Origin of the sequence: Streptomyces sp. NPDC059696 (assembly GCF_042733745.1) — a bacterium.
In the GTDB taxonomy this organism is placed as follows: domain Bacteria; phylum Actinomycetota; class Actinomycetes; order Streptomycetales; family Streptomycetaceae; genus Streptomyces.
The window spans coordinates 27968-52677 of record NZ_JBHWFG010000040.1; the positions used below are offsets into that span (position 1 = coordinate 27968).

The following is a 24710-nucleotide window of genomic DNA, read 5'->3' on the forward strand; positions in this document are numbered from 1 at the left end:
CGTCAGCTCCTCTTCGTCACAGGGGTGGTCGGGGGGCCGGGGACGCCGTCGACCGGAGCCCCGGTGGTGCGTTCGCCCAGCAGCACAACGGTCGCCGCCAGGGCCGCCATCGCCGCGGCGATGACCCCGAACAGGGCACCGGGACCGTGCGCGTCCAGGACCGGCAGCAGGACGAACGGCAGCGCGGCGGCGCTGAGTTTGGACAGCGAGTAGGCGACGCCGGACGCGGTGGCGCGGATCGCGGTCGGATACTGCTCGGAGAGGTACACGTGCGAGACGCTGGAGAAGACGTTGCTGCACAGGGTGTAGACGAAGCCGAACGCCACGATGAGTGCGGGGGATCCGGCGTAGGCGAAGCCGAGGCCGGCCACCATCATCGCCGCCGCGGAGGCCGCGACCAGCGTCCGGCGCTCGAACCGGTCGACGATCGGCAGGGCCAGCGCGGAACCGACCGGGTAGCCCAGGAAGGACAGCGCGGTGAAGCCGATGCCCGCGACGATGCCGTAGCCCTTGGCCGCGACGATCTGGGGGGCCAGCGTGCCGAAACCGTAGTAGCCGACCACGGACAGCACGCAGAAGATCCACAGCACCACCGTGCGGCGCCGCATGCCGCGGCCGAACACGTCGCGCACACGGTGGCGCACCGCGGCCGGTTCCTCCGGTCCGGCGGTGTCCGCGGCCACCGGGCGAACCGTCGCGGGACGGTCCGGGTAGGCCTGCCTCTCCATCTCGGCCACCAGCAGTTCGGCCTCCTCGGTGCGGCCCTGGGCGGCCAGCCACCTCGGCGACTCGATCAGCCGGCGCCGCAGCACCCACACCACGGCGGAGCCCAGCGACCCGATCACGAACAGCCAGCGCCAGCCGTCGATGCCCAGCGGGGACAGCGGCACCAGCCACAGCGCGGCGAAGCCGACGGCGGGCACCCCGCAGAAGGCGACGGTGTAGGCCCAGGCGATGTACCGGCCGCGCCGCTTGGCGGGCAGCACGTCGGCCAGGTAGCAGTCGGACAGCACCTGTTCGGCACCGATGCCGACGCCGGCCATGAAGCGGGTGACGATCAGCCAGACGGCGTTCGGCGAGAAGGCGCCCAGCAGGGAGAAGCCCGAGTAGAGGGCGAGGTTGATCAGGAAGGCCCGGCGCCGGCCGAACCGGTCGGCGATCCGGCCGAGCACCAGCGAGCCGATGAACTGGCCGATGAACACCGAGGCCAGGACGAGTTTGAGCTCGGTCGCCCCGAAGGCGAAGTCGCTCTGGAGCACCTTGGCGATGGTGCCCGAGAGGTTGTTCTCGAACGTGTCGAAGAGCAGGCCGATGCCGATGACCATGGTGAGTCTTCGGTGCATCGGGGTGATCGGCATGCGGTCCAGGCGGACCCCGATCGCGGCGGGAGCGGTGACACCGCCCGTCACCGTGGTGGTCTGGGACATGGGGAGGCTCTCCTTGGACTCCTGGATCTCAGGGGCTCCGGTGAGGCAACCGCCCGGGCCGACGGCGGGCCCGGGCGTGCGGCCCGGGGCCGGGCTGTGGACGCGTGGGGGGTGCGGGGGCCGTGCGGGACCGGAGCGTGGGGGGAGTCCCGGACCGGCGGCGACCGAGGGGCGCGGGGCGGGTCAGGCCGCCTGGGCTGCCCGGCGCCTGATCTCCTCCTCCACGGTCCCGGCCCGTACCGGCTCACTGACCTCGTGCAGGTAGGAGGCGACCTCCCGGTAGGACGCCCAGAAGCCGACCTCGTGGTACGGCACCCCGCGCTCGGCGCAGTAGGCGCGGGTCAGTTCCCGGGCGCGCGGCAGGTGCTTCTGCGGCATGGCCGGGAACAGATGGTGCTCGACCTGGTAGTTGAGGCCGCCGTAGAGGAAGTCGACCACCGGGTTCGGGCGGATGTTGCGGGAGGTGAGGACCTGGCGCTCCAGCCAGTCCAGGGTCTCCTCCTCACCGTCGCGGACGTCCATGCCCTTGTGGTTCGGGGCGAAGATCATGCCGAAGTAGACGCCCAGCGCGGCGTGCTGCACGAGGATGAACGCGACGGCGAGGACCGGCGAGAGCACCGTGAAGACCAGAGCGCCGTAGACCGCGGCGCGCAGCACGATCAGGAACGACTCCAGCACGGGCCGCTTGGTCTTGCCCTGCGCGATGGACACCACGGCCGTCCGGAGCATCTTGAAGCCCTCCAGGACGAGCAGCACGAAGAACAGCACGCTCTGGTGACGCACGACGAACTTCTGCGTGCCCCGCCGGCTGGGGTACTGCTTGACGTCGAAGATGACGGTGCGCCGGCCGATGTCGGGGTCCTTGTCCAGGTGGTTGGGGTTGCTGTGGTGCCGGTTGTGGTGGTTGACCCACCAGCCGTAGCTGACCCCGTTGACGAGGTTGGCGTGGAGGTAGCCGACGGCGGAGGCGGCCTTCTTGCTGCGGAACATGGCCTTGTGTCCGGCGTCGTGCCACATGAACGCCGACTGGCCGCCGCACAGCCCCATCCACAGGGCCGTCAGCAGCTGCCACCAGGAGTCGCCCAGGGCGAAGAACGCGGCGAATCCGATCAGCAGCAAGGTGGTGTTGAGCGCGAGACGGCCCACGTAGTAGCGCGGGTCGAGGTCGAGGAGACCTTCCGCCTTGACGCGTTTGAGGAGCTCGGCGAACGTCGCCGAGGCGCCGGTGCGCGGGCCGGCCGCGGAGGCGGCTGCTGCCCCGGCTTCTTGTGTGTGCGGACGCTGCATGCGTTGCTCTCCTTGGGAGAAGTGCCCGGTTCGGGCGGCGGCGCCGCTGCCCCGCGGACCTGCGGGCGCCGCGAGTCGACAGTGCTCCCGCGGGCGGTCGGGAACGCGCGGGCGTGCCCGCCCGGTGGTCCGGAGGCGCCGGAGCACAGTGCGGTACTCCGCCGGGGGACCACCGGACGAACACGTGTCCAGCGTGCTGCGCCGCGCTGATGTGCCACTGATGCCGGTCTGATCGGCGGCGGCCCTCAGGCGGCGGACTCGGCGCGCAGACGGTCGTCGAGCACCAGGACGGCGGCGTCCGCGTCGCGCGCCACGTCCTCGTCGTCGGGCGCGCCGATGACGGCCATCAGCCGCTCGACCACGGTGTGCTGGAGGACTTCGGTGCTGGTGTCGGGTGCGTTGTCGCTCATCGCTGGTTCTCCTGTTCCGTAGGGCGGGTGGTGCGGGAGGGCGGTGCGAGGGTCCGGCCCGGGGCGCACGGCGACGCCGGGCCCCGCTGCGGGCACGGTCGGTCCGGAGTGCCCCGCCGCGTGCGCGGCAAGTGACAGCTCGTCAGAACGCCTTGCAGGCACGGAAAACGTGGGCGAAGGACGCCAGCGAGGCCTGCGGGCCGTCGAAGGCGACGTACTCCGGGATGACCACGTCCGGAGCCCACTTCTGCTTGTACGACAGCTGGGTCTGTGCCGGGTACAGCGCGGCCCCCTCGGCCCACAGGGCGTGCATCAGCCACTGGAACGCCGGGCTGTGGCCGTCGATCTCGTGGCCGGCGTCGAGGCCGGTGAACGGGGTGAAGCCGAAGTGCAGCCACTCGACGCCCTCCGAACGGAACACCTCGATGGCGGTCGCGTTGATGGCCTCCATCAGTCCCGGGGAACCGTCCGGGACGCGCCGGCTCAGGTCGTGCATCCAGCCGGCCCGCCCCCCGTACACCGGCGAGTAGGAGATGTACGCCACCGGGTTGCCGTCGATGGTGCCGGTGAACAGCCGGCGGTGTGCCTGGGCCGGTCCGCCGATCTGGCCGACCAGGAACTCCAGTTGCTGGGCGCCGCCCTTGGAGCCGAGCCAGGCCCGGTCGATGGCGGCGATCGCGTCCCGCCAGTCCTCGGCGGGGACCTCCTGGACGACCAGGCCGTTGCGGCGGGCCCGGGAGATCTTGTTGCGCAGCTGCATGAAGCGGGTGCCCCGCAGTGTGAAGTCCGGCAGGCCGACGGCCCAGGAGGCGCCGACCTGGTTGACGGTGAAGCCGCGGCGGGCGTAGTGCTCGGCGTCGGCACGCTGGAGCTGGATGCCGACCAGGGTGCGGCCCTCGTCGCGGACGTGCCGGCGGAAGGCCTCCAGTAGAGGGGCGTAGGCGTCGGGGGCGGCGAAGGGGCCGCCGAACTGGACGGCGAACCGGCCCGTGCGGCGGTACACCACGACGCCGTCGGCACCGGGCAGTGTGAAGACGTCATTTCCGCTGTTGAGGGCCAGGAACGCGCTGGGGTTCTCGCTCGACGTATGCGTGCGTATCGCCTCGAGAACCGGGTTGTCCGTGGCGGTCACGGTCATTGTTTTCCCCTTTCGGGAGCGTTTTCCGTCGTCCCGAGTAGAGCATCGAGGGCGCGTGCGGGAAAAGACCGGACGGGAATTCTCGGATCGAGTCAGAGAAACGTCAGCGCTTTGTCAGGCCACCCTGCCAATGTTGTTCTCGTGAACGGCACGGGAGACCGGAAGCCGGGAACGAGGAGAGGTGCCCGGAGCGGCTCATCGGGGACCAGAGAGCGATCTCACGGTCGGGCCCAAAAGCCCACGCAGGTTCGAATCCTGCCCTCTCCGCGAAAACACGGCCACACACCAACGGCCACACAAGGAGAGGTGCCCGGAGCGGCTCATCGGGGACCAGAGAGCAATCTCACGGTCGGGCCCAAAAGCCCACGCAGGTTCGAATCCTGCCCTCTCCGCCCATCGCACACGCCCCGGCGCCCGGCTTCTGGCGCGGCCCCGCCCCACCGGCCGCACGGCCCCGGTGCCGCACGCACCGTCGGTGATCCCCCGCGCCGGCGGACACACGCGCCCCGGCGCACCGCCCGGCACGAGGCGGTGCGCCGGGGCGCAGGCACGTCCGACGCCCCCACCCCACCCTTCCGCTTGACCTCGACTGCCCGACAAACACACAGGTCAGCACCCTTGTCGGCATCACTTGGACTCGTTCAGCAGAAAAATACCTTCCCAAAGGAATTATTCTGTGCCAGGATGAAGTCGGGAGGAAACCCCGGGACGGAAGCCGGCCGGGAGACCGCCACGCGGCCTCGGCCGCAGAGACGGACTGCCGCGACCGGCCCCCCGACCACTCTCTGCCGCACTGATCGCCAAGGGGGAAACATGCTGAGGTTCTCGATCCTCGGGGCACTGCAGATCCGCACCGCGTCGGGGCCGGCCGAGATCTCCGGCGATCTGCAACGGACCCTCGTCCAGACGCTGCTGGTCAGCGAGGGCCAGTCGGTCTCCGGTGAGGCGCTGGTCGAGGAGATGTGGGGCGAGGGCGCCCCGGACAACCAGGCCAACGCCCTGCAGGCCCACGTCAGCCGGCTGCGCCGCAAGCTGCGCGGCCTGGAACCCGACCGCACCACCTCACGCGTCACCATCCACCCCTCGGGCTACCGCCTGACGGTCGCCGAGGGGGAGCTGGACGCCGCCGAGTTCGTCAGGACGGTCCGCCAGGCCGAGACCCTCGGCTCGGGCTCACCGGAGGAGGCGGCCCGGTTACTCAGGCAGGCTTTGGCCATGTGGCGGGGGCCGGTCTTCGGCGGCTTCACCGGCGGAACCCTGTGCCAGCTCGCCGGCGCCCGCTACGAGGAGTACCGCATGCGGGCCATGGAGCTCCGCTTCGACGCCGAACTGCGGCTCGGCCGCCACGCCGCCGTCCTGGCCGAACTCGCCGAGACCCACACGAGCCACCCCCTCAGGGAACGCTTCTGCGAGCAGCTGATGATCGCCCTGTACTGCGCGGGCCGCCAGGCCGACGCCCTGGACGTGTTCCGCCGTATGCGCCGCCACCTCGCCGACGAACTCGGCATCGAGCCCTCCCCCGCGCTGCGGCAGGTCGAGAGCGCCATCCTCTCCCACGACCCGGCCCTGTCCGGCGAGGTGCGCACCCCCTTGCTCCAGCTCACCTGAGGCCACCGGTCCCGACGCCGCGTAAGCGGCACGTCAGCCGCTGGTCAGCACTGCCTGGAACGATCCGGATCGGAAGTGGAAACCGCCCCCCGACCTTTGGAGAACCACATGACCACGAGCCAGTCGCCGGCCCTCGCCGTGACGACCCAGGGGCGCACGGAGGCCGCGCGTCCGTTACGTCTCTTCCTCGGCCTCGACGCCGTCGTCACCGGTGGCAACGGCCTCATCTACCTGTTCGCCGCGGGCCCGGTGGGGGACCTGCTCGGCCTCGACAGCGGCTTCCTCCGCGGCATCGGCGTGTTCCTCACCGTCTACGGCGCGCTGGTCGCCGTGCTGGCCGCCCGTCCGGTGCCGTCCACCACGGCCACCAAGGTGGTCATCGAGGCGAACCTGCTGTGGGCGGTCGCGAGCGTGGCCGCCGTGGTCTTCGGCTGGCTGGACCCGAACACCGTGGGCACGGTCTGGACCCCGCTCCAGGCGGTCGTGGTCGCGGCCTTCGCCGTGCTCCAGATGAACGGCCTGCGCCGGCTCGGCAACTGACGTCCCGTTCGCTCAGGGGGAGACATGAGGTCCCAGGTCGAGGAGCTCGCCACGATACGCCGCCAGGTGCTGGCCGGCCCGAGTGAGAAGGCGACCGAGGCGCAGCACGCCAAGGGCAAGCTGACCGCGCGCGAGCGCATCGGCCTGCTGCTGGACGAGGGCTCGTTCCGCGAGGTCGAGCAGCTGCGCCGGCACCGGGCGACCGGATTCGGTCTGGAGGCCAGGAAGCCGTACACGGACGGTGTGATCACCGGCTGGGGCACGGTGGAGGGCCGCACGGTGTTCGTCTACGCCCACGACTTCCGGATTTTCGGCGGTGCGCTGGGCGAGGCCCACGCCACCAAGATCCACAAGATCATGGACATGGCCATCGCGGCCGGTGCACCGCTGGTCTCCCTCAACGACGGCGCCGGCGCCCGCATCCAGGAGGGCGTCACCGCGCTCGCCGGCTACGGCGGCATCTTCCAGCGCAACACCCGGGCGTCCGGTGTCATCCCGCAGATCTCGGTGATGCTCGGCCCGTGCGCCGGAGGTGCCGCCTACTCCCCCGCCCTCACCGACTTCGTGTTCATGGTCCGCGAGACGTCGCAGATGTTCATCACCGGACCGGACGTCGTCAAGGCGGTCACCGGTGAGGAGATCACCCAGAACGGCCTCGGCGGCGCGGACGTGCACGCCGAGACCAGCGGCGTCTGCCACTTCGCCTACGACGACGAGGAGACCTGCATCCAGGAGGTCCGCTACCTCCTGTCCCTGCTCCCGCAGAACAACCGGGAGAACCCGCCCGCGGTGCCGTGCGACGACCCGCCCGACCGTCGCTGCGACACCCTCGCCGACCTGGTCCCGGCGGACGGCAACCGGCCCTACGACATGGCCGAGGTCATCGAGGAGATCGTCGACGACGGCGAGTACCTGGAGGTCCACGAGCGCTGGGCGCGCAACATCATCTGCGCGCTGGCCCGGCTGGACGGGCAGGTGGTGGGCGTCGTCGCCAACCAGCCCCGGGTGCTCGCCGGTGTCCTGGACATCGAGGCCAGCGAGAAGGCCGCCCGCTTCGTGCAGATGTGCGACGCCTTCAGCATCCCGATCGTCACCCTCCTGGACGTCCCCGGGTTCCTGCCCGGCGTCGACCAGGAGCACGGCGGCATCATCCGCCACGGCGCCAAACTGCTGTACGCCTACTGCAACGCCACGGTGCCGCGGATCTCCCTGATCCTGCGCAAGGCCTACGGCGGCGCCTACATCGTCATGGACAGCCAGTCCATCGGCGCCGACCTCACCTATGCCTGGCCCACCAACGAGATCGCGGTCATGGGCGCCGAGGGCGCCGCCAACGTCATCTTCCGCCGCCGGATCGCCGAGGCCGACGACCCCGAAGCCACGCGGGCCGAGCTGGTCAAGGAGTACAAGGCGGAGCTGATGCACCCCTACTACGCGGCCGAGCGGGGCCTGGTCGACGACGTCATCGACCCCGCCGACACCCGCGAGATCCTCATCCGTTCACTGGCGATGCTGCGCACCAAGCACGCCGACCACCCCGCCCGCAAGCACGGCAACCCCCCTCAGTGACGGCACGGCCGCCCCACAGTGACGGAGGTCCCATGCTCACTCCCCCGCCCCCCATCCGCATCGAGAAGGGCCAGGCCACGGACGAGGAACTGGCTGCCCTCGCGGCCCTGTTGCTCAGCCGTGCCGCCCGGGCCGGCGTCGACGCGCAGGCGTCCACCCCCGGCACCACCACCTGGCGCCCCCACCCCTTCCACGCCCCGCACAGCTGGCAGTCGCCCTGAGCGGTGACGCGCCGAAGCGCTGGGCCGGCCCCCTCCCCCGAGGCGGCCGGTCCAGCGCTTCGGCGCTGCCGGGACACGGGCACCCTCGGTTTCCACGAGGAGGGCTCAGGCCGCTCTTCCGGACGGGGTCGCGGGTACAGTGGCAGGTCCCATCCGCTTCATTCCTTCTCGGGCCCCTCGGCCGGACCATTCCCGGCCTCTGCCGGAAGCGACGGATTCATGGCTCTGGTGGTGCAGGACCGCACGTTTCTCGATGTCCTCAGCGCCGAAGCACGGAAGGATCTCTTCCGGATCAGTGTCGAGCGGACCTTCCGGCCGGACGAGCATCTGTTGCTGGAACAGGACGACAGCGACCACGTTCTGGTGCTGCTGGAGGGGTGGGCCGTGGTGTCCACGGCGACCGACCGGTCTTCCGCCCGACTGATCCTGGCGCTGCGCCGGCGCGGTGAACTCGTGGGCGAGATGGCCGCGTTGGGTGGGATCGCGCGCAGCGCCACCGTCACCGCGCTGGGTCCGGTACGTTCCCTGGTGGTGCCCGGCACCCGGTTCCGTGCGTTCGCCGGGCGCGACCCGGAGGTGTCGGCGCTGCTCATGGCCCAGCTCGTCTCCCGGCTGCGCACCGCCGACGAGGAGCGGCGCACGCTTGCCTCCCTGACCGTCATTCAGCGGGTGGCCGGGCGGTTGCTGGAACTGGGGGAACTTCAGCGGGTGGCCTCCGGCCGGGCGGGCACGCGGGGCGCGGGCGGGCCCGGGGACGAGTTCCCGGTGCTCGCACAGTTCGCCCAGCACGATCTCGCGGACGCCGTGGGCGCCACCCGCGAGGCCGTCGCCAAGTCGCTGCGGCTACTGCGGACCGCCGGTGTCGTCCGGACCAGGCCCCGCCGCATCGAGCTGATCGACCACGACGCGCTGCACCTGCTGGCGGCCGGCGGGAACATCGGATTCCCGGCGCCCTGAGCGGTTTTTCGTGCGGCTGCCAGTTCCCGGTCCCTCCAGCAGGCACCTCCTCCCATAACCTCGCAAATGCGCCTTTGTCAAGGTTTACGCACGGTTGCGTTGGAGTGCGGGGAGCAGAACGGAACAGCTTGCAAGGCGCGCGTTTTCGGCACGCGATCCATGTGATGCCACCGGATGTGTAAACGACCACATCGCGGGCCGGCGCGAGCCGCCATGCTGACGGTCGGTCACTGCACGACAGGGGGGTGGGCAGATGGCTGACGGAGCCGTCTACAAGACCTTGATGAGCGTAGACACCAGAGGTTCGGGCAGCTACCTCGACGGCGCGAAGCGGCGGATGCGCGCTCGGATCTACGACCTGGCCAAAGCGTCCTTCGCGGCGACGGGCGTGGCGAAGTCCATGCTCCATCTGGAGGACCGGGGCGACGGGTTCATCGCCGCCGTGGACGCACGCATCCCACCGGTCCGGCTGCTCGGCACCTGGCTGGCGGAGCTGCACCAGCGGCAGCGGTCGGGCAACGAGGACCTGGCACGCCGGCTCGGGCTGCGCGTCGGACTGCACGTGGGTCCCGTGGAGCACGACGAGGAAGGACTGTCGGGCCATGCGATGGACTTGGTCTGCCGGCTGGCGGACTCACCGGTCACACGGACGGTGCTGGAGCGCTCGGGGCGCGATCTCGTCCTCGTGGTCTCCGACTCGCTGCACCACGAAGTGGTCCGGCACGGCGGGCGGTTCGTGGAGCCCTCCGCGTACCGCGCGGCCCGGGTCGCACTGAAGGAGGGCCCGGTCACCGCGTGGTTCCACGTGCCGGGCGAGGCTCGGCCCCGAGTGCCGGGTGACGAAGGGTTCGACACGCTTCCCGTGGACGCGCCTTCGGGGGAGAACGGGGGCGGCGCCTCCACGGGAGCCGAGGCGGAGGGCCGCCTGCCGGCGAGGGATCCGGGGCATGCCGCTCCGGCCCCGGCCGGCCGGCCCTCCGCCCACGGGGGCCGGAGGGCGCCCGAGGCGGAAGCGTGGCCGATGGACACCGGTTCCGGTGCCCACTGGGACATCAAGGTGCAGGGCGGCACCAACGTCGTCCAGGACCGGGCGACCTTCCAGGCACCGGTCCACTTCGGGGGCGGCGCGGGCGCGGCCCCGGAGGACTGGCCGAGCGGCGACAGGGCGCCGGGAGACGGAGGGGCGACGAACGGCCCCACGCCCGACGGCGGGCGACGGAACGCCGACCGCGACGCCCCGACCGACAGCCGGAGCCCGCGGGATGACAACGGCTCTGCAGGGGGCTCACGTTGAGCGACGACGGCGAGCTCGAGGGCGCCCGGGGTTCCGGAGCCGAAGGCAGCGGGGGCGCTCCCCCGGGGCCGGACCAGTGGCAGGCCGGGGACGAACCGGCATGGCAGGACGGCGAACGGCGGCCCGGCCGGGGTTCCGGCAAGGACGCCGACGGGGAGGCGGGGCGGGACGGCGGCGGCCGGGACCGGGCGGACGAGGCCGAGCGCGCGGAGCGGCGGGAGCAGAAGGAGCGTTTCCGGGAGGCGACCCGAGACCCCCTGGCCGACTCGGGGGTGCCGGGCGAGGCCCGCGCGGCGGCCCGGGTCCAGCGCGCAGCGCAGGCCCGGTTCGACATCCGGGGCAACAGCAGCGTCTTCGACCGGACCAGCTTCGACCGCGCCCACTTCGGCGACGTCTACATAGGCGCCCGGGACACGACGGCGCCGGTCTTCGGGGACGTGCCCGAGGACGAGCTGGACCGGCTGCGCCAGATCTACCGGGCCCCGGCGGGCTACCCCACGCTCAAGCGGGTGCTGCGCGGGCGCCGGGTGCTGGTGCTGGGCGGCCCGCCCGGCACGGGCCGCCTCACCACCGGGCTCTGCCTGCTGGACGAGGTCACCACCGCCGTGCGCGACCTGGCGCCCGGCGCCGGGGACCCCCTACCCGAGGGGGCGCTGCCCGACGGCCGGAGGGGCACCGGAGTCCTCGTCCGGGGCCGCGTCACCCGGCTCGCCCCGTCCGACTTGAGGCTGCTCTCCGCCGACCCGGGCGCGGTGGCGGCGGGTGTGCTGGACGGCGGCGGTCTGCTGGTCCAAGTGCCCGAGAGCGCGGACGACTTCACTCCGCCGCAGGAGCTCCACCTCGATGCGCTGGCCGCGGGGCTCGCCGCGAAGGGGGCGTACGCGGTGCTGGTCGTCTCCCCCTCCTCACCCGCCGGGCATCTGCTGGCAGGGCGCTACGGAGTGGCCTGCCCGCCGGCACCCGCCGGGGAACTGCTGGAATGGCAGCTCGTACGCCACCTCGCGGACTGCCCGGACCCGGACGCCCTGGGCCGCGGCGAACAGATCCTGAAGCACCCGCTGTTCCTGGACGCGCTGGGCATCCTCCCGGAGGCGCTGCGGCCGTCGGAGACCGAGCTGGTCGCGGAACAGGTGGCCCGGCATGTGCGGGGCGAGCTGAGCCGGGATGCACTCCTGGACGCCTGCGGCCAGATCGCCCGCCGCCAGGCCCGCGAGTGGTTCACCGGGATCGCCGACCCGCTGCCCACGGCGCCCGAGCCCACCCCGGCCGGTGCGGACGGGCCGGGGGACACCGCCGCGGCCCGGGTGCGGGAGGCCTCGTTCCGGATCGCGCTCGCGGTGCTCGACGGGGAGGCGGTCAGCTCGGTCGCCGACGCCGCCGAACTTCTCGCCCAGCAGATCCTCGCCGTACGGACACCCGGGCGGGCGCACGGGCGGCCGGTGTTCGCCGAGGACCTGGAGGGGCTGCTCGCCGCCTGTCGGGCCGAGGTGCGCACCGGCGAGGAGGAGTCGGTGGGCGGGGTGCCCGTGCCGGTCCGCACGGTCGCCTACCGGGGCACGGCACTGGCGGGCTCGGTGCTGGCCGAGGTCTGGCACCGGCATCACGCGGCGCGCGGTCCGGTGGCGCGCTGGCTGCGCGAGCTGGCGGTCGACCCGCGACCGCAGGTCTGGGTGCGCGCCGCCGTAGTGGCCGGCGAACTCGCCACCGCCGACCTCGGATACGGCTTCGCGGAGCTGATCCGGCCGCTGTCGGCGGCCAAGGACACCCGGCGCCGCTTCTTCGCCGCGACCGCGCTCTCCCAGGCCGCCGGCCGCGAGCCGTACCGGTCGGCGGTGCGCGGCGTGGTCGCGGACTGGGCGGACGCCCCCGTGCCGGCCCTGCGCTGGACGGCGGCGCTGGCCCTCGGCTCCGGCCGCGTCATGGACGACACCCGGCAGGCCATGGAGTTGCTGTGCCGCATCGGCGGCCGGGACGAGGGCGCCCAGTCGCTCGTCGCCTCGTACGGCGCAACCCGGCTGGTGGCCGGCAGTCGTGCCGGGGAGGCGGCCACCGTGCTGCGCGAGTGGTCCGAGAACGGCTCCGCCGAGCAGCTGAACCTGGCGATGCTCTGTGCCGTACGGCTGTTCTGCGCGCGGACCGACGACATGTGGCAGGCGGAGGAGAGCGACGGCCCCGGCGCGCCGCCCGAGGACGCCGCCACGTCCGTGCCGGAGTCCGTCAGCCGGGTGTGGGGGCCGGGTGGAGTGCGGCTCGCGGGCCGAGTGCCGGGACAGCCGGGCGGTGCCGGACAGCACGCCCGGACCGGGCAGGACGAACGGCCGCCGGTGCCGCGCGCGTCGGTCGAGGTGACCGACGCGGAACTGGCCCGGCGTGGGCACTGGCCGCTCGTGCCGGCCGTGGCCGTGACGGTGGAGAGCGCGGCCGAGCCGCTGGCCGACCTGCTGTGGCGGTCGCTGGCGAACCGGCTGTCGCACGAGGCCGCGACAGAGGGGCTGGCGACCTGGCTGCGGGCCGCCGAGGCGGACGCCGTGCTCCCCGGACGGGCGGGCCGCACCTATGTGTTCGAGCAGGCGGCCGGAGAGGAACCGGCCGACGGCACCACCGGACGGCCCGGGGAGATCCTTCAGGCGCTGCTGTGGCTGCTGCCCCGGATGATCCGCGACCGTCGGGACGCCGAACGGCTGCGCTGGCTGCTGCGGTTGATGGTGGACGCACCGGAGGAACCGATGACCGCCGCCTTCGCCCGCCATGTGGTGGCCGCGATGGCGGCGGCGGGACGCGGCCGCAGCGGCCGGGGGGAGGAGCAGAGGTGACGGCGGGACAGGAAGAGGAACTGGTCATCCCGGAGAACCTGGCCGGGCCGTTCCTGCACGAACGGAAGGTGCAGGGACGGGGGTTCAGGCACATGGGCGCGCAGGTGGCCTCCGTGCTCTACTACCAGGACGGCGGGCACAGCGTGATCACCGCGCGGGGCGCCGACCACCGCGACCGGATCAGCCGGTGGTCCCGGCCGAGCAGTGTCTGCGAGGTCGCCTGCGGGCGGCACACGACCTCGTTCGCGCTGAAGCTGCCCGCGCACGGCTCGGCGACCTTCTTCGAGACCCGGGTGAAGCTGCGCTGGGAAGTCGTCGACTACCGGCTGGTCGTGGAGAAGCGCCTGTTCAGCGTCGAGGAGGATCTGGGCCCCGAGATCGTGGACCGCCTCCAGGGCGTCACCAGCCGGTACTCCGTGGACCAGGCGCACGAGGCCAACCAGGCCGTCCGGCAGGACATCGAGGCGGGCCACTGGGCCGACCTCGGCCGGGAGGTGGGGCTGCGCACCAAGGTGTTCGTCGAGGTCGGCACCGACCGCACGCAGATCGGCTTCGTCAGCCAGTCCCGCAAGGACGAAGCGGAGGCCCAGCGCGTGAGCGCCCGCTTCCGGGGATTCGCGGCGATCGCGCACGGCACCGACGCGGAGAAGTACGCCTATCTGATGGCGTCCGGCGGCACCGCCGAGGTCGGCCGGCTGGTGAAGATGATGCTGGAGAGCCAGGCCGAGGAGCAGCGCGCCAACCGCGAGTTCCTCGTCCGGATGGCGCACGAGGGGCGGGTCAACACCCCCGAACTGGACGCCTACATCCGCCGGATGGTGCTGCCCGGCCAGGCGGCCGGGCAGCTCTCGCCCCCGGCGCTGGAGCCCCTTGCCGCGCTGCCGCCCGCACCCGTGGCCCCGGCCGCGACCGCAGCGGCCCGTCAGGACTGGCCGGACACCCCGGCGGCCGGGGACGCGGACGCGTACGACACCCCGGAGCGCGGGACGGCGCGGACCGCCGGGCCGTCGCGCCCGGAGGAGGACGACTGGTGGGGCGAGCCGCAGGAGGTCGTCGCGTACGAGACCGGCCCCGCGGCGGTGCGGGACGCGCACGACACGTACGCGCACGGCACGTACGCGCACCTCGACGGCCACGGCTACGCGCACGCGTACGGCGGAGCGTCCTCAGGTGCCGGGCGCGCGGAGTCCGCGACGGAGTGCGCGTCCGGTGCCGGGTCCGGTGACGGGACCGGCGAGGACGACGACATCTGGGGCGACCCGTCGGACGGGGACCCGGGCGGCGGACGATGACGGCCGCACCGAGCACGCCGACGGCCGCACTCCCCGAGGCGCGGTACGTCGCCGAGCGGCTGCTCGCCACGGTCCGCGAGGACACCGGGCGGGCGGACGTCAAGGCGTCGGTGCTGCTGTCGGTGACCCTGAGCGTGCCGCCCCTGGTGGCGGGGGTGGGACAGCGCCCGCCGGACCGGCCCTCCGTGCTGTGGCTGGTGCTGGTCGTGGCAGGACTGCTGATGTGGCTGGCGGGGTCCGTTTCACTCGTTCGAGCGGTGCTTCCGCACGGCGGAACTGAGCGGGTGGGACCCGGCATCACCTTCTTCGCCGACGTCGTCGCGGTGCACGCGGCGACCGGGACGGGCGGCGTGGCGGAGGCGGTCGGAAAAGCGGGCGAGGACGTCACGGCCTGGCTGCTGACCCAGGCCGTGGATCACAGCCACATCCTCGTCCGGAAGTACCGGTGCATCCGCTGGGGAGCGATCTGGCTGGTTCCGGGGGCGCTGTCGGCGACCGCCGGGCTGCTGCTCGGCTGATCCCGGCGCGCCGGGTGCAGACGACGGCACCGGCCACCGGCACCGGGGGCGCACGCGGGCCCGCACTGGCCCCGCACGCCCGACATCTACGGCTATCACATGACATCTGAGGGGGACGACATGGACGCATACGACACCGCACCGGTGCGCGGCGGCCCGAGGCGCGCGGCACGGGGACGAGGGGGACGTACGGCGTCCGACCCCCGCACGACGTACGACGCCGGTACGGCAACCGCCACGCACCGTGATGGGGTTGACGCCCGTGCCGCGTCCGGCGCCCGCGCGCCGGACGGGGCGCGCCGGACAGCGCCCGCCCGACGCCGGGCGCTGTCCGGGGCCCGGCGGACCGCCGCTGTGCTGGCGCTGCTGCTGCTCGGGCCGGCCGCGCTCGGCGGGACGGCGCCGTCCACGCCGCTCGCCCCGGCCGCGTCGGACGCCACGGACGCCGTGGACCTGGCCGTCGCGGTGGACGAGTCCAGCAGTCTGAGCGCGGCCGACGTGGAGCGGGAGCGGGACGCCGCCGGACGGATCGCGGTCGGGGAGATCTCCCCGGCGTCGCGGATGACCGTCCTGGGGTTCGCCAGCGCCGACAACGACGACCAGAGCCCGGTGGACGAGGTGTGCCCGACCACCGCACTCGACGCGGTGGCCCGGGAGAAGATGGACGACTGCCTCCGCCGGCTGGCCCGGCGCGGCCCGGGCCAGGGCACCGGGACCGACTTCCCGAACGCGATCCGGCAGGGCGTGACCCGGCTGAGCGAACACGGCGGCAGCCGCCCGCGCATCCTCTTCCTGCTCACCGACGGCAAGCTGGACGTGAGCGACAGCCCCTCCTACGGAACGGACAAGGAGAGCCGCGAGGAGAACGGCCGTCGCGAGCTGACCAAGGCGCTGGCCGAGGCCCGCGCCGCCAAGGTGCAGATCTGGCCGCTCGGCTTCGGCGACAAGCTCGACATGGACGCGTTGCGGGACATGGCGGAAGGCGGCTATCGGGGCGGCTGCACCGCCCTCGACGCGGCCCGCCCCCGCGCGGACAGGGCGACGGACTCCCAGACCCTGGGCGACGCCGTGCAGCGTGCCTTCGCCGGGGCCCGCTGCCTGGTCACCGACCCGCCGCGCAAGGACACCCCGCCGGCGGACATCTCCGTACCGCTGTCCCCGCTGGCGACGCTCGCCACCATCGTCGTCTCCAAGGGCGACCGCGCGGTGCGGGCCACGTACTACGACCCGCGCGGCCGGAAGATCGAGCCCGGCAGCCGGTCCGACGGCTCGACGTTCACGCCGGCCGGGTCCGGCGGCGAGGTGGAGTCGCTGCGCATCACCAATCCCCGGCCGGGCCGCTGGCAGGTCCGGCTCGACGCTCCCGAGGGTCACCGGGAGCGGCTGGCCAGTGTCTCCGTGCAGTGGCGGGGTGCGGTGCGTTCCTCCATCGTCCTGACGCCCGCCGCGCCCCGGCCGGGTGAGAAGGCCCGCGTCGAACTGACCCTCCAGACCCGGGACGAGCAGGGCATCGGCGACCCGGCGGACCTGCGCCGGCTGAAGGTCTCCGGGCGGCTGACCGGCGACGGTTTCGCACCCCGGGACCTCGCGCTCGCCGACGACGGGCAGAGGGGCGACAAGGAGGCCGACGACGGCCGCTTCACCGGCACCGTGACGATCCCCCGGCAGGCGACGGGCGCGCTCAAGGCCGTCGGAGTGCTCGGTGCCGTCGGACTCACCGCCGACCACCGCCCGTTCCTGACGCGCACCGCCTCGCCCAACCCGGAGGTACGCGCCGGCCTCCGGGTGGACGACGCCGAGGTGCACCCCGGCGGCAGTGTGCCGTTCCGGCTGCTGGCGTCCAACGACTCGGACCGGCCGCACACCCTGCGCCTCTCGCTGCGGGACACCCAGCCGGGCGCCGTCGCCCTCTCCCTCACCGAGGTCACGCTGGCCCCCGGCGACTCCGTGGACCGGGCCGGCCGGCTCACCGTCGGCGGAGAGCTGAGCCCGCGCGAACTGACCGCGCGGGTGGAGGTGTCGGACGCGGACGACGCTGCCCAGCCGCTCGCCGCGAAGCTGGTGAAGGTGGACGTCACGCCGGTGCCCTCCTGGCCGCACCGGGTCTGGGACGCGTGGTGGTGGGCGCTGGTGACCGGTGCCGTGCTGCTGGCCGCGCTGCTCGGCGGGTTCGTGTGGCACCGCAGGCAGGTGCGGGAGGACGTCTCACCGGGCGGACTGCTGCTCCGGCTCACCGTGTCCGACGCCGCCGGGGAGTGGACGACCAGCGAGACGACGGTGCCCCGCAAGCGCGATCCCTGGTACCGGTTCGACGTCTCCGACCCGGACGGCCCCAGCCCCCGTCTGGACCCGTGCCCCACCGGCCGGTACGCCGTGCAGCGCGACCCGCGGATCGGAGTCCGGCTGCGCACCCCGGACGGGCGTGACCAGTCGTATCCGCTGGCCCGTGACGTGCCGCTGGAAGGCCGGGTCCGCCTGCGGGTGGAACGCGGCGTGGGCGGGCGGCCCGCCGCCCGGCGGCCGGGACCGCCCCGGTGGCTCGCCGACCTGCTGCCCCGGCAGCGGACGCCCGTCACGGCGCCGTCGGACCGCAGGGACACGTCCGACCCGGGAGGGCGGGACACGTACGGGGGTTCCTCGTACGGCGGTTCCTCGTACGGCGGTTCCTCGTACGACGAGTTCGACGAGGCCACCTGAACCGGACGGCGGACGACCGGGACCGGGCCGCCCGCAAGGCGGTCCGGCCGCCCGGACCCCGCACCACCACCCCACGACAGGTCCGCCCACGGGACCTGGGGGCCCATCGAACGCCCGGTGCCCACGCACCGGACAGGGGGGAAACAAAGCGATGAAGATCTTCCAGCCGATGCTGTTCGTCGGCCTCGGCGGCACGGGCGGCCTGATCGGCGCCGAACTGGAGCGCCGGCTGCGCGCCGAACTCTGCGGCCCGGACGGCACCGCCCTCACCGGCAACGGCCGGCTGCCCCACGAGCTGCCCGGTTGCCTGCAGTTCGTGTACGCCGACTACAGCGAGGCGGAGCTGGGCCGGCTGCCGCACCTGAGCGCGGACACCGCGCTGCGGCAGGCCTACAGCCGCACCTCGCGCGCCACGCACGACCTGCTGCCCGCCGACTACGACAGTTCGCCCGAGGTGACCCGGATGCTGCGCGCGCTGTTGCGCGACGAGACGTCCGACTGGCTGCCGCCGCACGGCGGCGAACCCAAGATCAATCCGTTGCGCAACGGTGCCGGCCAGCTGCCCACAGTGGGCCGCGCCGCTCTGTTCGCCACCCTCGCCAACGGTCCCGCGCCGGTGCTGACCCCGCTGCACCGGGCCATCGACGCGATCGCCGGGTCCGGTGGGGAACTGCAGGAAGTGGGCGGCGACACCATCAACGGCTGCGACGTGTTCGTGGCGTTCTCGGTGGCCGGCGGGACCGGCGCGGGCATCTTCCTCGACTACCTGCACCTGATCGGGCAGGCGTTCAAGGACAAGAAGTTCCGGGGCGCGCGGATCTATCCGCTGGTGGTCATGCCGTCGGCGTTCCCCGAGGCCAAGGGCGGCGGCCGGGAGGCCGAACTCAACGCCGCCCGCGCGGTGGTGGACCTGTCCCGGCTGGTGGACGAGCAGAACGCGCCGGACGCGGAGGCGGAACTGGGCGACGTGGACCTCCAGGAGTCGCTGCGCATCCGCTACCCGCAGACCCACCCGGTGTCGCTGCGGCCGGGCACCGTGCCCACCGCCTTCCTGTTCAGCCAGACGGCCGGCATCCGCCCCGACGACCTGCGCCGCTCCATAGTCTCCCTCGTGGTGTCCCTGGTCGGCACCGACCTCAACCTGGGCGAGGCCAAGGGCGGCGGACGCGACGACGACTACCAGACGTTCGCCAGCAACTTCGTCAACGGCGACATCAGCCGCCGCACCCGCTCCGCGACCGGTATCGGCCGCAAGGGCATCTCCACCAGCCTGGTGGCCTCGATGACGGCGCCGCTGGACGAGCTGGCCGAGCTGGTCGCGGCCAAGATGCTGGCCCACGCGGTGACCGGGCTGACCGACGCCTCCGCCGCCGTACCGCACGAGACGGCGCCGCTGGTCCGGGAGATGTTCACCGCCGCCGGGCTGGGCGAGCTGTGGCGGCGCGAGCCGCTGGAGGTGACCGCGCCGGATCCGCTGCCGCGGGGCAGCGGCGAGATCGAGACCGCGCTGCGGGACCGGCTGGAGCAGATGCGGCGGCTGCTGGCCGATCTGGAACGGCAGGTCGCGCACCGCATGCCGGTGCTGGTGGAGGGCTTCTCACCGCGCGCGGCAGCCGAGCAACTGCTGTCGAAGACCGACTTCTTCACGCTCGGCCGGGTGGTGTCGGGAGTGCCGGGCGAGACCAACACGGTGGCCCGGCTCGGCTTCCTCGGCATGCTCGACAACCGCCGGCAGGACCCGGCGCGGCCCGCCGGGATCGAGGCGCAGCCACCGTCGGTGCCGAGGATCAAGGGCCGGGTGGTGGGGCCCCGACTGCGCTGGACGGACGACGAGGTGGCCGTCGCGCTGGAGGCGCAGGACCGCTGGTACAAGTGGCGGGCCCACACGATCTGGCACCGCGCCTGGAGCGAGCACGAACCCCGCTGGCGGCAGGCCGCGAACCTGCTGCGCAACGAGGTGCACGCGATCGTCGACGCGTTCCGCAAGCACGTGGACGACCAGCCGCGGGCACACGCAGCACAGGTCAAGGAGCTGTACGACGACCGCGCCGGCGTCTCCTACCTGCTGCCGCCGCAGGGCAACCTGGGCCGCTTCTACCAGGCGCTGATGGAGCGCCTGGTGGAGAGCCACCAGCTCGGGCCCAACGGCGACGAGGCGGCGCTGCTGCACAAGCTGGTCGACGCCGAGCTGCGCCGCGGCGCCTTGGCGGCCGGCCGGCACTCCCCCGACGCGGCGGTGTCGGAGGTGAAGGCCGCGTTCAAGCACCGGGTGCAGCGGCTGTTCTCCGAGCGTCCCGACGGGCGGCAGGCCCGCGCGCTGCTGCCCAGGATGGGCACGCTGCTGGCCGCCGAGGCGGGCGACACCGAAGCGGCCCAGCAGGTCAGCACGCGGGCGCTGGAGCAGTTCCGGTACAAGCTGGCCGGTCTGCTGCCGGCCGCGTTCACCCCCGAGGGCAACGGGCGGCTGAAGGTGCTCATCACCTACCCGGGCTCGCGCCGGGCGACGGTGGACAACTACCTGGAGAAGCATCTGCGACTGCCTCCGGACAGCCAGCGGACCATCGAGTACCGGGCCGTGGACACCGACTCGATCTCCGTGGTGCTGTTCCGCAGCGAGATGAGCCTCACCGAGGTGCCGGAGGCCCGCAAGGTGCTGCGGCAGTGGGCCAGAGCGCAGGAGACCCGCCGCGACGAGGACGTGCTGCGCTGGCGGCAGCGGCTCGGATACCGCGACGAGTGGCTGGCCAGCACACCGGACGACCGGGCACACATCCTGAACCGGCTGCTGTGCGCGCTGTGGAACGGCCAGATCGACTACCAGGGCGACCCGGCGTCCCCGCAGCGGCTGCGCATCCGGCTGCACGACGACGCCGGCCAGGACGCGCTCGGTATCCAGTTGGCGCTCACCGACTTCCAGGACGGCATCTCCAGCTGGGCGGGGCTGCTGCGGGCGTACGAGCGTTGGGCGCTGCTGGCCGAGGAGAACATCGTGCAGAGCTACTGCAAGGTGGTGATGAACACGCTGCCGCGCGGGCTGGGCACCTCGGGGAGCGAGCCCTCGGAGCTGTATCTGAAGCTGGTCCACGAGGTGGCGCCGCGTCAGCTGCGGCTGCTGGACGAGCGGGAGCGGCGTTACGGCGCACGGGTGACCGACTGGACGCGCCGGCTGCGCGAGTTCTGGGCGGAGACCCTCCCCGACGCGCTCGACCTGCCCTTCCCGGAGGGTGAGAACCGCGCCCACCCGACCCTGCGCGAGCTGGAGGAGTGGGTCCGCGAGAGCCGGAGCGCGGGCGAGGATGCGCGGCACCCGGAGGGCGGGGAGGGATGGGCCTCCGACCGGATCTCGCACGGGCCGCAGGCGCGGGCCTGGGACGGGTCCTGGGAGCAGCGGCCCGCCGAGCGTCCGCAGCGCCCCGGCCCGGCGGACGGCGGGCCGTCCGCCGATCCGTACGGCGTGGCACGCGGCGCCGGGCCCCGGCGCGCCGACGGGTGGGACGTGCCGGCGCACGGCAGGCCGGGCACCGACGGCGCGCCGGGATCCGGCAGCCGGCCGGGAGGTGGGCCCTCCGCCCGGCCCGGTCCCGCGGCCGGTGCCCCGCCCACCGGGGAGGTACCCGCCGCCCGGCACGGCGGCGACGGTGACGTGCGGTGGCCTTCGCCGGCCTCGCACGACGAGCGGACCCGGCACTGGCCGGACTCCCCGCCCCCGGCCGACGGGGATCCGGTGGACCGTCCGCGCCAGGAGACGGGCCGGGCGGCGCCGGCGGACCCGGGCCGCGCCCGGCCGGTGCCGCCCGCCGGCCGACCCACGGTGGGACAGGCGCCGGCCGGGTGGCCCGCGCCGGGGCCCGCGCCCGCTCGGGCGCCGGAGTACCCGCCCTTCCCGCGCGCGACCGAACCCGACCCGGGCTGGCCCGGCGCCGGTTCCACCGCGCCGTGGGGCATCTCGGACGCGGACGGCGACGCCGACTGGCCCGACGAGGAGATCACGTCCGACAGGGAGGGCGACGACGCCCGCGAGAGCTGGGAGAGGCACGCGTGAGCGCCATGGAGAGCCCGGTCGTCGTACTCGACTTCCGGGACGGCCGGGACGTACCCGCTGACGGCGCCGGTCTGCGGCGCCTGGTGGGCGAGCGGCTGCCGGACAGCGGCCGGGCCGGTGCCGGGAACCTGCGGTTCCTGGTCGTGGACGAGCCGGACGGGCTGACGGCGCACGCGGAGGCGTACGAACTGGTCGCCGCCTCGCCGACGCTGGGCGCGGTGAGCCTGCTCTGCCTGGTCGTCGGCGACCTGGAGCGGCGCCGGTCCGCGAGCCCGCCGCCCTCGGACGTGCCGTACGAGACCCTGTCGCACCCGGATCCGGCACACCGGGAGGCGTCGCACTCGGACGGCCGCCCGGTGGAGGGTGGGCGCCGGCTGCGGCTGGCGTCCGTGCTGCAGTCGGCCCGTACGGGGGTGCTGTGGGTACCCGATCCGCGGGCGGGGCACGATCCGCGCACCTCCGATCCGGCCGGGGAGACGGAGGCGGCGCTCGTCGCGCTGATCGATCTGCTGCGGGTGCGGGAGGTCTTCGACCGGGTGCTGTCCGAACTGCACGACGCCCCGGTGTCGGTGGCCACGTTGTCCCTGCGGGTGCTGGAGCACGACCTGACGCCGGACGCGCGGGACAGCGCGTGGACCGGTGCGCTGGCCCGGTTCGCAGGGGGCGAGGTGCCGGTCACCGACCTGCCCGCCGGACCGGACCTCCCGCGAGGACTGGCCGAGTTGCTCGGCCCGGGTCCGGAACGCCCGGTGACGGCTCTGCTGCGTCCGGACGGCCCGGTGGACGCCGCCCGCGCCGCCTGTGTGCGGGCCGTGGACGCCCTCGCCGCGTCCCGGACCGAACTGGGCTCCGCACGAGCGCTTCTGACGGGACGAAGGGTCGCGGACGGAGTGCCCTCGGCGCTGGCCCGGGCGGTGGACTCGCTGCACCGGTACCGGGACGCGGTGGCCCGGGTGCTGCGGGACAGCGGCTCGCCCGGTGTCCCGCACGGTGACGCGCTGGCCCGGCTCGCCGACGCGGGCGTGGCGCCGCCGGAGGAGACGTGGGGACGCCGGTCGCACGGCGGCGACTCGGACGAGGGGCTGCAGCGCTGCACCGCGCGCTGGCTGACCTCGGGGCTGCCCCTGCGCGCCGTCGCGGCCCGGCTGACGGTGCTCGCCGAACGGGTCGCCCCGGTGCCGTCCGCCGCGCGGCTGGGGGACCTGGAGCGGGCGTGCCCGAAGGAGTCGCTGGGGCGGATGTCGGCAGCGGTGCCGCTGTACTTCGCGCGCGCCCGCGCGGGGCATCTGGTGCCGGCGGCGCTGGCCGCCTTCGTCTGTGCGCTCGCGCCCTGGCCCGGCACGCTGCTCGCGCTGCTGCCCGCGGCGGTGTTCCTGCTCGGCGGCGCACTGGCCGGCGCTGTCCGGCCGGGCCGGGCGGCGGGCGGCCGGGTGCACCGGGCGGAGGCGGCCCGCGCCGTCGCGCTGGCGGCCGGCGCGGGTGCCGGGTCCGGTCTGGCCGTGCTGGTGAACGTCCCGCGCGAACTGGTCCTGGGGGGTGTGCTGGTGGGTGTGCTCGGCGCGGCTCTGTGCGTCGGAGCCTGGTGGCGCCGGGGCGTGGCCGACTGGTGGGAGGCGACCGGCACCTGCGAACTCCGGCCGTGCCTGGCCCGGGTGGACATCGTCCTGGCGGACGCGCTGCGCCGGCAGTGGTGGGCGGCCGAGGAGCGCACCCGGTGCGCGGACGGCGCCCGGACGCTCGCGGCGGTGCTGCGGGGAGCAGCGGTCGAAGCGGACGCGGGACACCCGGTGTCCGGCCCACCGTACGCCTCCGGCGTGGCAGCGGCAGCGGCGGACGGCTGGTCGGACCCCGGCTGGGACGAGTCGTCCTGGCCGGACGACGGCCAGGAGGTCCAGGTCGCCTGGCAGGACCTGTCGCGGACGGAGGCGGCACAGGGCTGGGCGGCGGAACCGTACGGGGCATCCCCGAGCGCCTCACCGCCGTACGCGGCGCATGCGCAGACGTCATCACCGCCCTACGCGGCGGAGACGTATACGTCGCAGCCGGCCGGACCGCGGCAGTACGCGTCGCACCCGGCCCCGGCAGAGCCGTACTCCTCCGGGCGGAACCCGCAGGGCCAGGACCCGTCGGAGCCGGACTCGTTCTCGCCGGAGGCCGACTGGCCCGACGACCCGCCGGTCGGCACGTCGGCCGGCGTGCCCGGTGGCCGCGCCCGGCATCTGCCCCGAGTGGACCCGCCGTGGTTGCTCCGGGGCTCGGGCGAGGGCGGCCCCGACCTGGTGCCGACCCTCGTGGCGGACCTGGCCGACGCGACGGTGGCCGCGTTGCGCGACCACACCGGCTCCGGCGGCGGCGCGGGCGGCGCCGGGCCCGCGGGCGGGGCGCCGACCACGCTGGAGGCCGCCGTGTCCCGAGCCATCGCGGCGGCCGGGCTGCGCCTGCGCGACAACGGGGTGGTGCCCGCCCCGCCGTACGCCCGGCAGGACCGGGTGCGGGCGGACGCCTCGACGCTGCTGGGCATCGGGGTGCAGCGCGTCCGGGACGTGCTCGACACCGGTTCGGAGCAGGGCCGCCCCCTGCTGCTGTGTCCGCCGGCGCAGTTCTCGCTGCTCAGCCGGGACCCGGCCGAGGCGCGGTCCATCGCGTTCGCCCCGCAGGCCGTGCGGCCCGACGTAGAGGTGCGTGCGGGCGGGCCCGGCACCGACGGCGCACCGGCCGCGATGGTGTGGACGGCGTCCGGCCGCTTCGCCGGCACGCTCCGGCTGGTCCCGCTGCGTGCCGGTGTGGTGGAGAACGTGCGCGTGCGCACCTGGGTCGACGAGGGCCCCCTCCCCGGCCCGGACCGCGGCACGACCGGAACCTTCCCGGACCCCGGCGAGGAATGGGCGCAGCGGTGA

Annotated in this window: 16 protein-coding genes and 2 pseudogenes; 14 read left to right on the forward strand and 4 right to left on the reverse strand. The window is 74.0% G+C overall.

Going from position 1 to position 24710, the window contains the following annotated elements; all coding sequences use genetic code 11:
- Nucleotides 1–2: 2 nt before the first annotated feature.
- The 4 genes from ACFV20_RS31725 to ACFV20_RS31740 all read right to left on the reverse strand — a co-directional run bounded on the left by ACFV20_RS31725 (nucleotide 3) and on the right by ACFV20_RS31740 (nucleotide 4262).
- Nucleotides 3–1427: an MFS transporter gene (locus tag ACFV20_RS31725; protein WP_385663014.1), complete on the reverse strand. Its 1425-nt coding sequence runs from the start codon at nucleotides 1425–1427 to the stop codon at nucleotides 3–5.
- A gap of 183 nt (nucleotides 1428–1610) precedes the next feature.
- Complete coding sequence (locus ACFV20_RS31730; protein WP_385663017.1) at nucleotides 1611–2714, reverse strand: fatty acid desaturase family protein; 1104 nt, start codon at nucleotides 2712–2714, stop codon at nucleotides 1611–1613.
- A 245-nt stretch (nucleotides 2715–2959) separates the two neighbouring features.
- Nucleotides 2960–3124 carry a hypothetical protein gene (locus ACFV20_RS31735; RefSeq protein ID WP_385663020.1) on the reverse strand — a complete coding sequence of 55 codons (165 nt, stop codon included), beginning with the start codon at nucleotides 3122–3124 and terminating at the stop codon, nucleotides 2960–2962.
- 142 nt (nucleotides 3125–3266) lie between these two features.
- A complete protein-coding gene (locus ACFV20_RS31740; protein WP_385663023.1) occupies nucleotides 3267–4262 on the reverse strand; it encodes a DUF2156 domain-containing protein in 996 nt (331 codons plus the stop codon).
- Between the two features lie 175 nt (nucleotides 4263–4437).
- Here ACFV20_RS31740 and ACFV20_RS31745 point away from each other — a divergent pair.
- From ACFV20_RS31745 to ACFV20_RS31810, 14 genes and pseudogenes are all read left to right on the forward strand, one after another.
- Nucleotides 4438–4529, forward strand: a pseudogene (locus ACFV20_RS31745).
- A 33-nt stretch (nucleotides 4530–4562) separates the two neighbouring features.
- Nucleotides 4563–4654 (forward strand): annotated as a pseudogene (locus tag ACFV20_RS31750).
- 421 nt (nucleotides 4655–5075) lie between these two features.
- Nucleotides 5076–5870 carry a BTAD domain-containing putative transcriptional regulator gene (locus tag ACFV20_RS31755; RefSeq protein ID WP_385663026.1) on the forward strand — a complete coding sequence of 265 codons (795 nt, stop codon included), beginning with the start codon at nucleotides 5076–5078 and terminating at the stop codon, nucleotides 5868–5870.
- Nucleotides 5871–5978: 108 nt separating this feature from the next.
- Nucleotides 5979–6410, forward strand: a complete 432-nt coding sequence (locus ACFV20_RS31760; protein WP_385663029.1) for a hypothetical protein — start codon at nucleotides 5979–5981, stop codon at nucleotides 6408–6410.
- A 24-nt stretch (nucleotides 6411–6434) separates the two neighbouring features.
- A complete protein-coding gene (locus ACFV20_RS31765) occupies nucleotides 6435–7979 on the forward strand; it encodes an acyl-CoA carboxylase subunit beta (protein WP_385663031.1) in 1545 nt (514 codons plus the stop codon).
- A gap of 32 nt (nucleotides 7980–8011) precedes the next feature.
- Nucleotides 8012–8200, forward strand: coding sequence for an acyl-CoA carboxylase epsilon subunit (locus tag ACFV20_RS31770; RefSeq protein WP_385663033.1), 189 nt, complete (start codon nucleotides 8012–8014; stop codon nucleotides 8198–8200).
- A gap of 219 nt (nucleotides 8201–8419) precedes the next feature.
- The gene (locus ACFV20_RS31775; RefSeq protein ID WP_385663036.1) at nucleotides 8420–9157 is read left to right on the forward strand and encodes a Crp/Fnr family transcriptional regulator; all 738 of its coding nucleotides are present in this window, start codon (nucleotides 8420–8422) and stop codon (nucleotides 9155–9157) included.
- 283 nt (nucleotides 9158–9440) lie between these two features.
- Nucleotides 9441–10451, forward strand: a complete 1011-nt coding sequence (locus ACFV20_RS31780) for a hypothetical protein (RefSeq protein ID WP_385663039.1) — start codon at nucleotides 9441–9443, stop codon at nucleotides 10449–10451.
- Complete coding sequence (locus tag ACFV20_RS31785; protein WP_385663041.1) at nucleotides 10448–13264, forward strand: hypothetical protein; 2817 nt, start codon at nucleotides 10448–10450, stop codon at nucleotides 13262–13264. Before ACFV20_RS31780 ends, ACFV20_RS31785 begins: the two co-directional genes overlap by 4 nt.
- On the forward strand, nucleotides 13261–14556 hold the full coding sequence (locus ACFV20_RS31790) for a hypothetical protein (protein ID WP_385663044.1): 1296 nt from the start codon (nucleotides 13261–13263) through the stop codon (nucleotides 14554–14556). The genes ACFV20_RS31785 and ACFV20_RS31790 overlap by 4 nt, the downstream gene beginning before the upstream one ends.
- Nucleotides 14553–15074 (forward strand): Pycsar system effector family protein, encoded by a 522-nt coding sequence (locus ACFV20_RS31795; protein ID WP_385663047.1) that lies wholly within the window; start codon nucleotides 14553–14555, stop codon nucleotides 15072–15074. The genes ACFV20_RS31790 and ACFV20_RS31795 overlap by 4 nt, the downstream gene beginning before the upstream one ends.
- A gap of 99 nt (nucleotides 15075–15173) precedes the next feature.
- A complete protein-coding gene (locus tag ACFV20_RS31800) occupies nucleotides 15174–17771 on the forward strand; it encodes a VWA domain-containing protein (RefSeq protein ID WP_385663050.1) in 2598 nt (865 codons plus the stop codon).
- Between the two features lie 151 nt (nucleotides 17772–17922).
- Nucleotides 17923–21813 (forward strand): tubulin-like doman-containing protein, encoded by a 3891-nt coding sequence (locus ACFV20_RS31805; protein ID WP_385663053.1) that lies wholly within the window; start codon nucleotides 17923–17925, stop codon nucleotides 21811–21813.
- Nucleotides 21810–24710: a hypothetical protein gene (locus tag ACFV20_RS31810; protein ID WP_385663055.1), complete on the forward strand. Its 2901-nt coding sequence runs from the start codon at nucleotides 21810–21812 to the stop codon at nucleotides 24708–24710. Before ACFV20_RS31805 ends, ACFV20_RS31810 begins: the two co-directional genes overlap by 4 nt.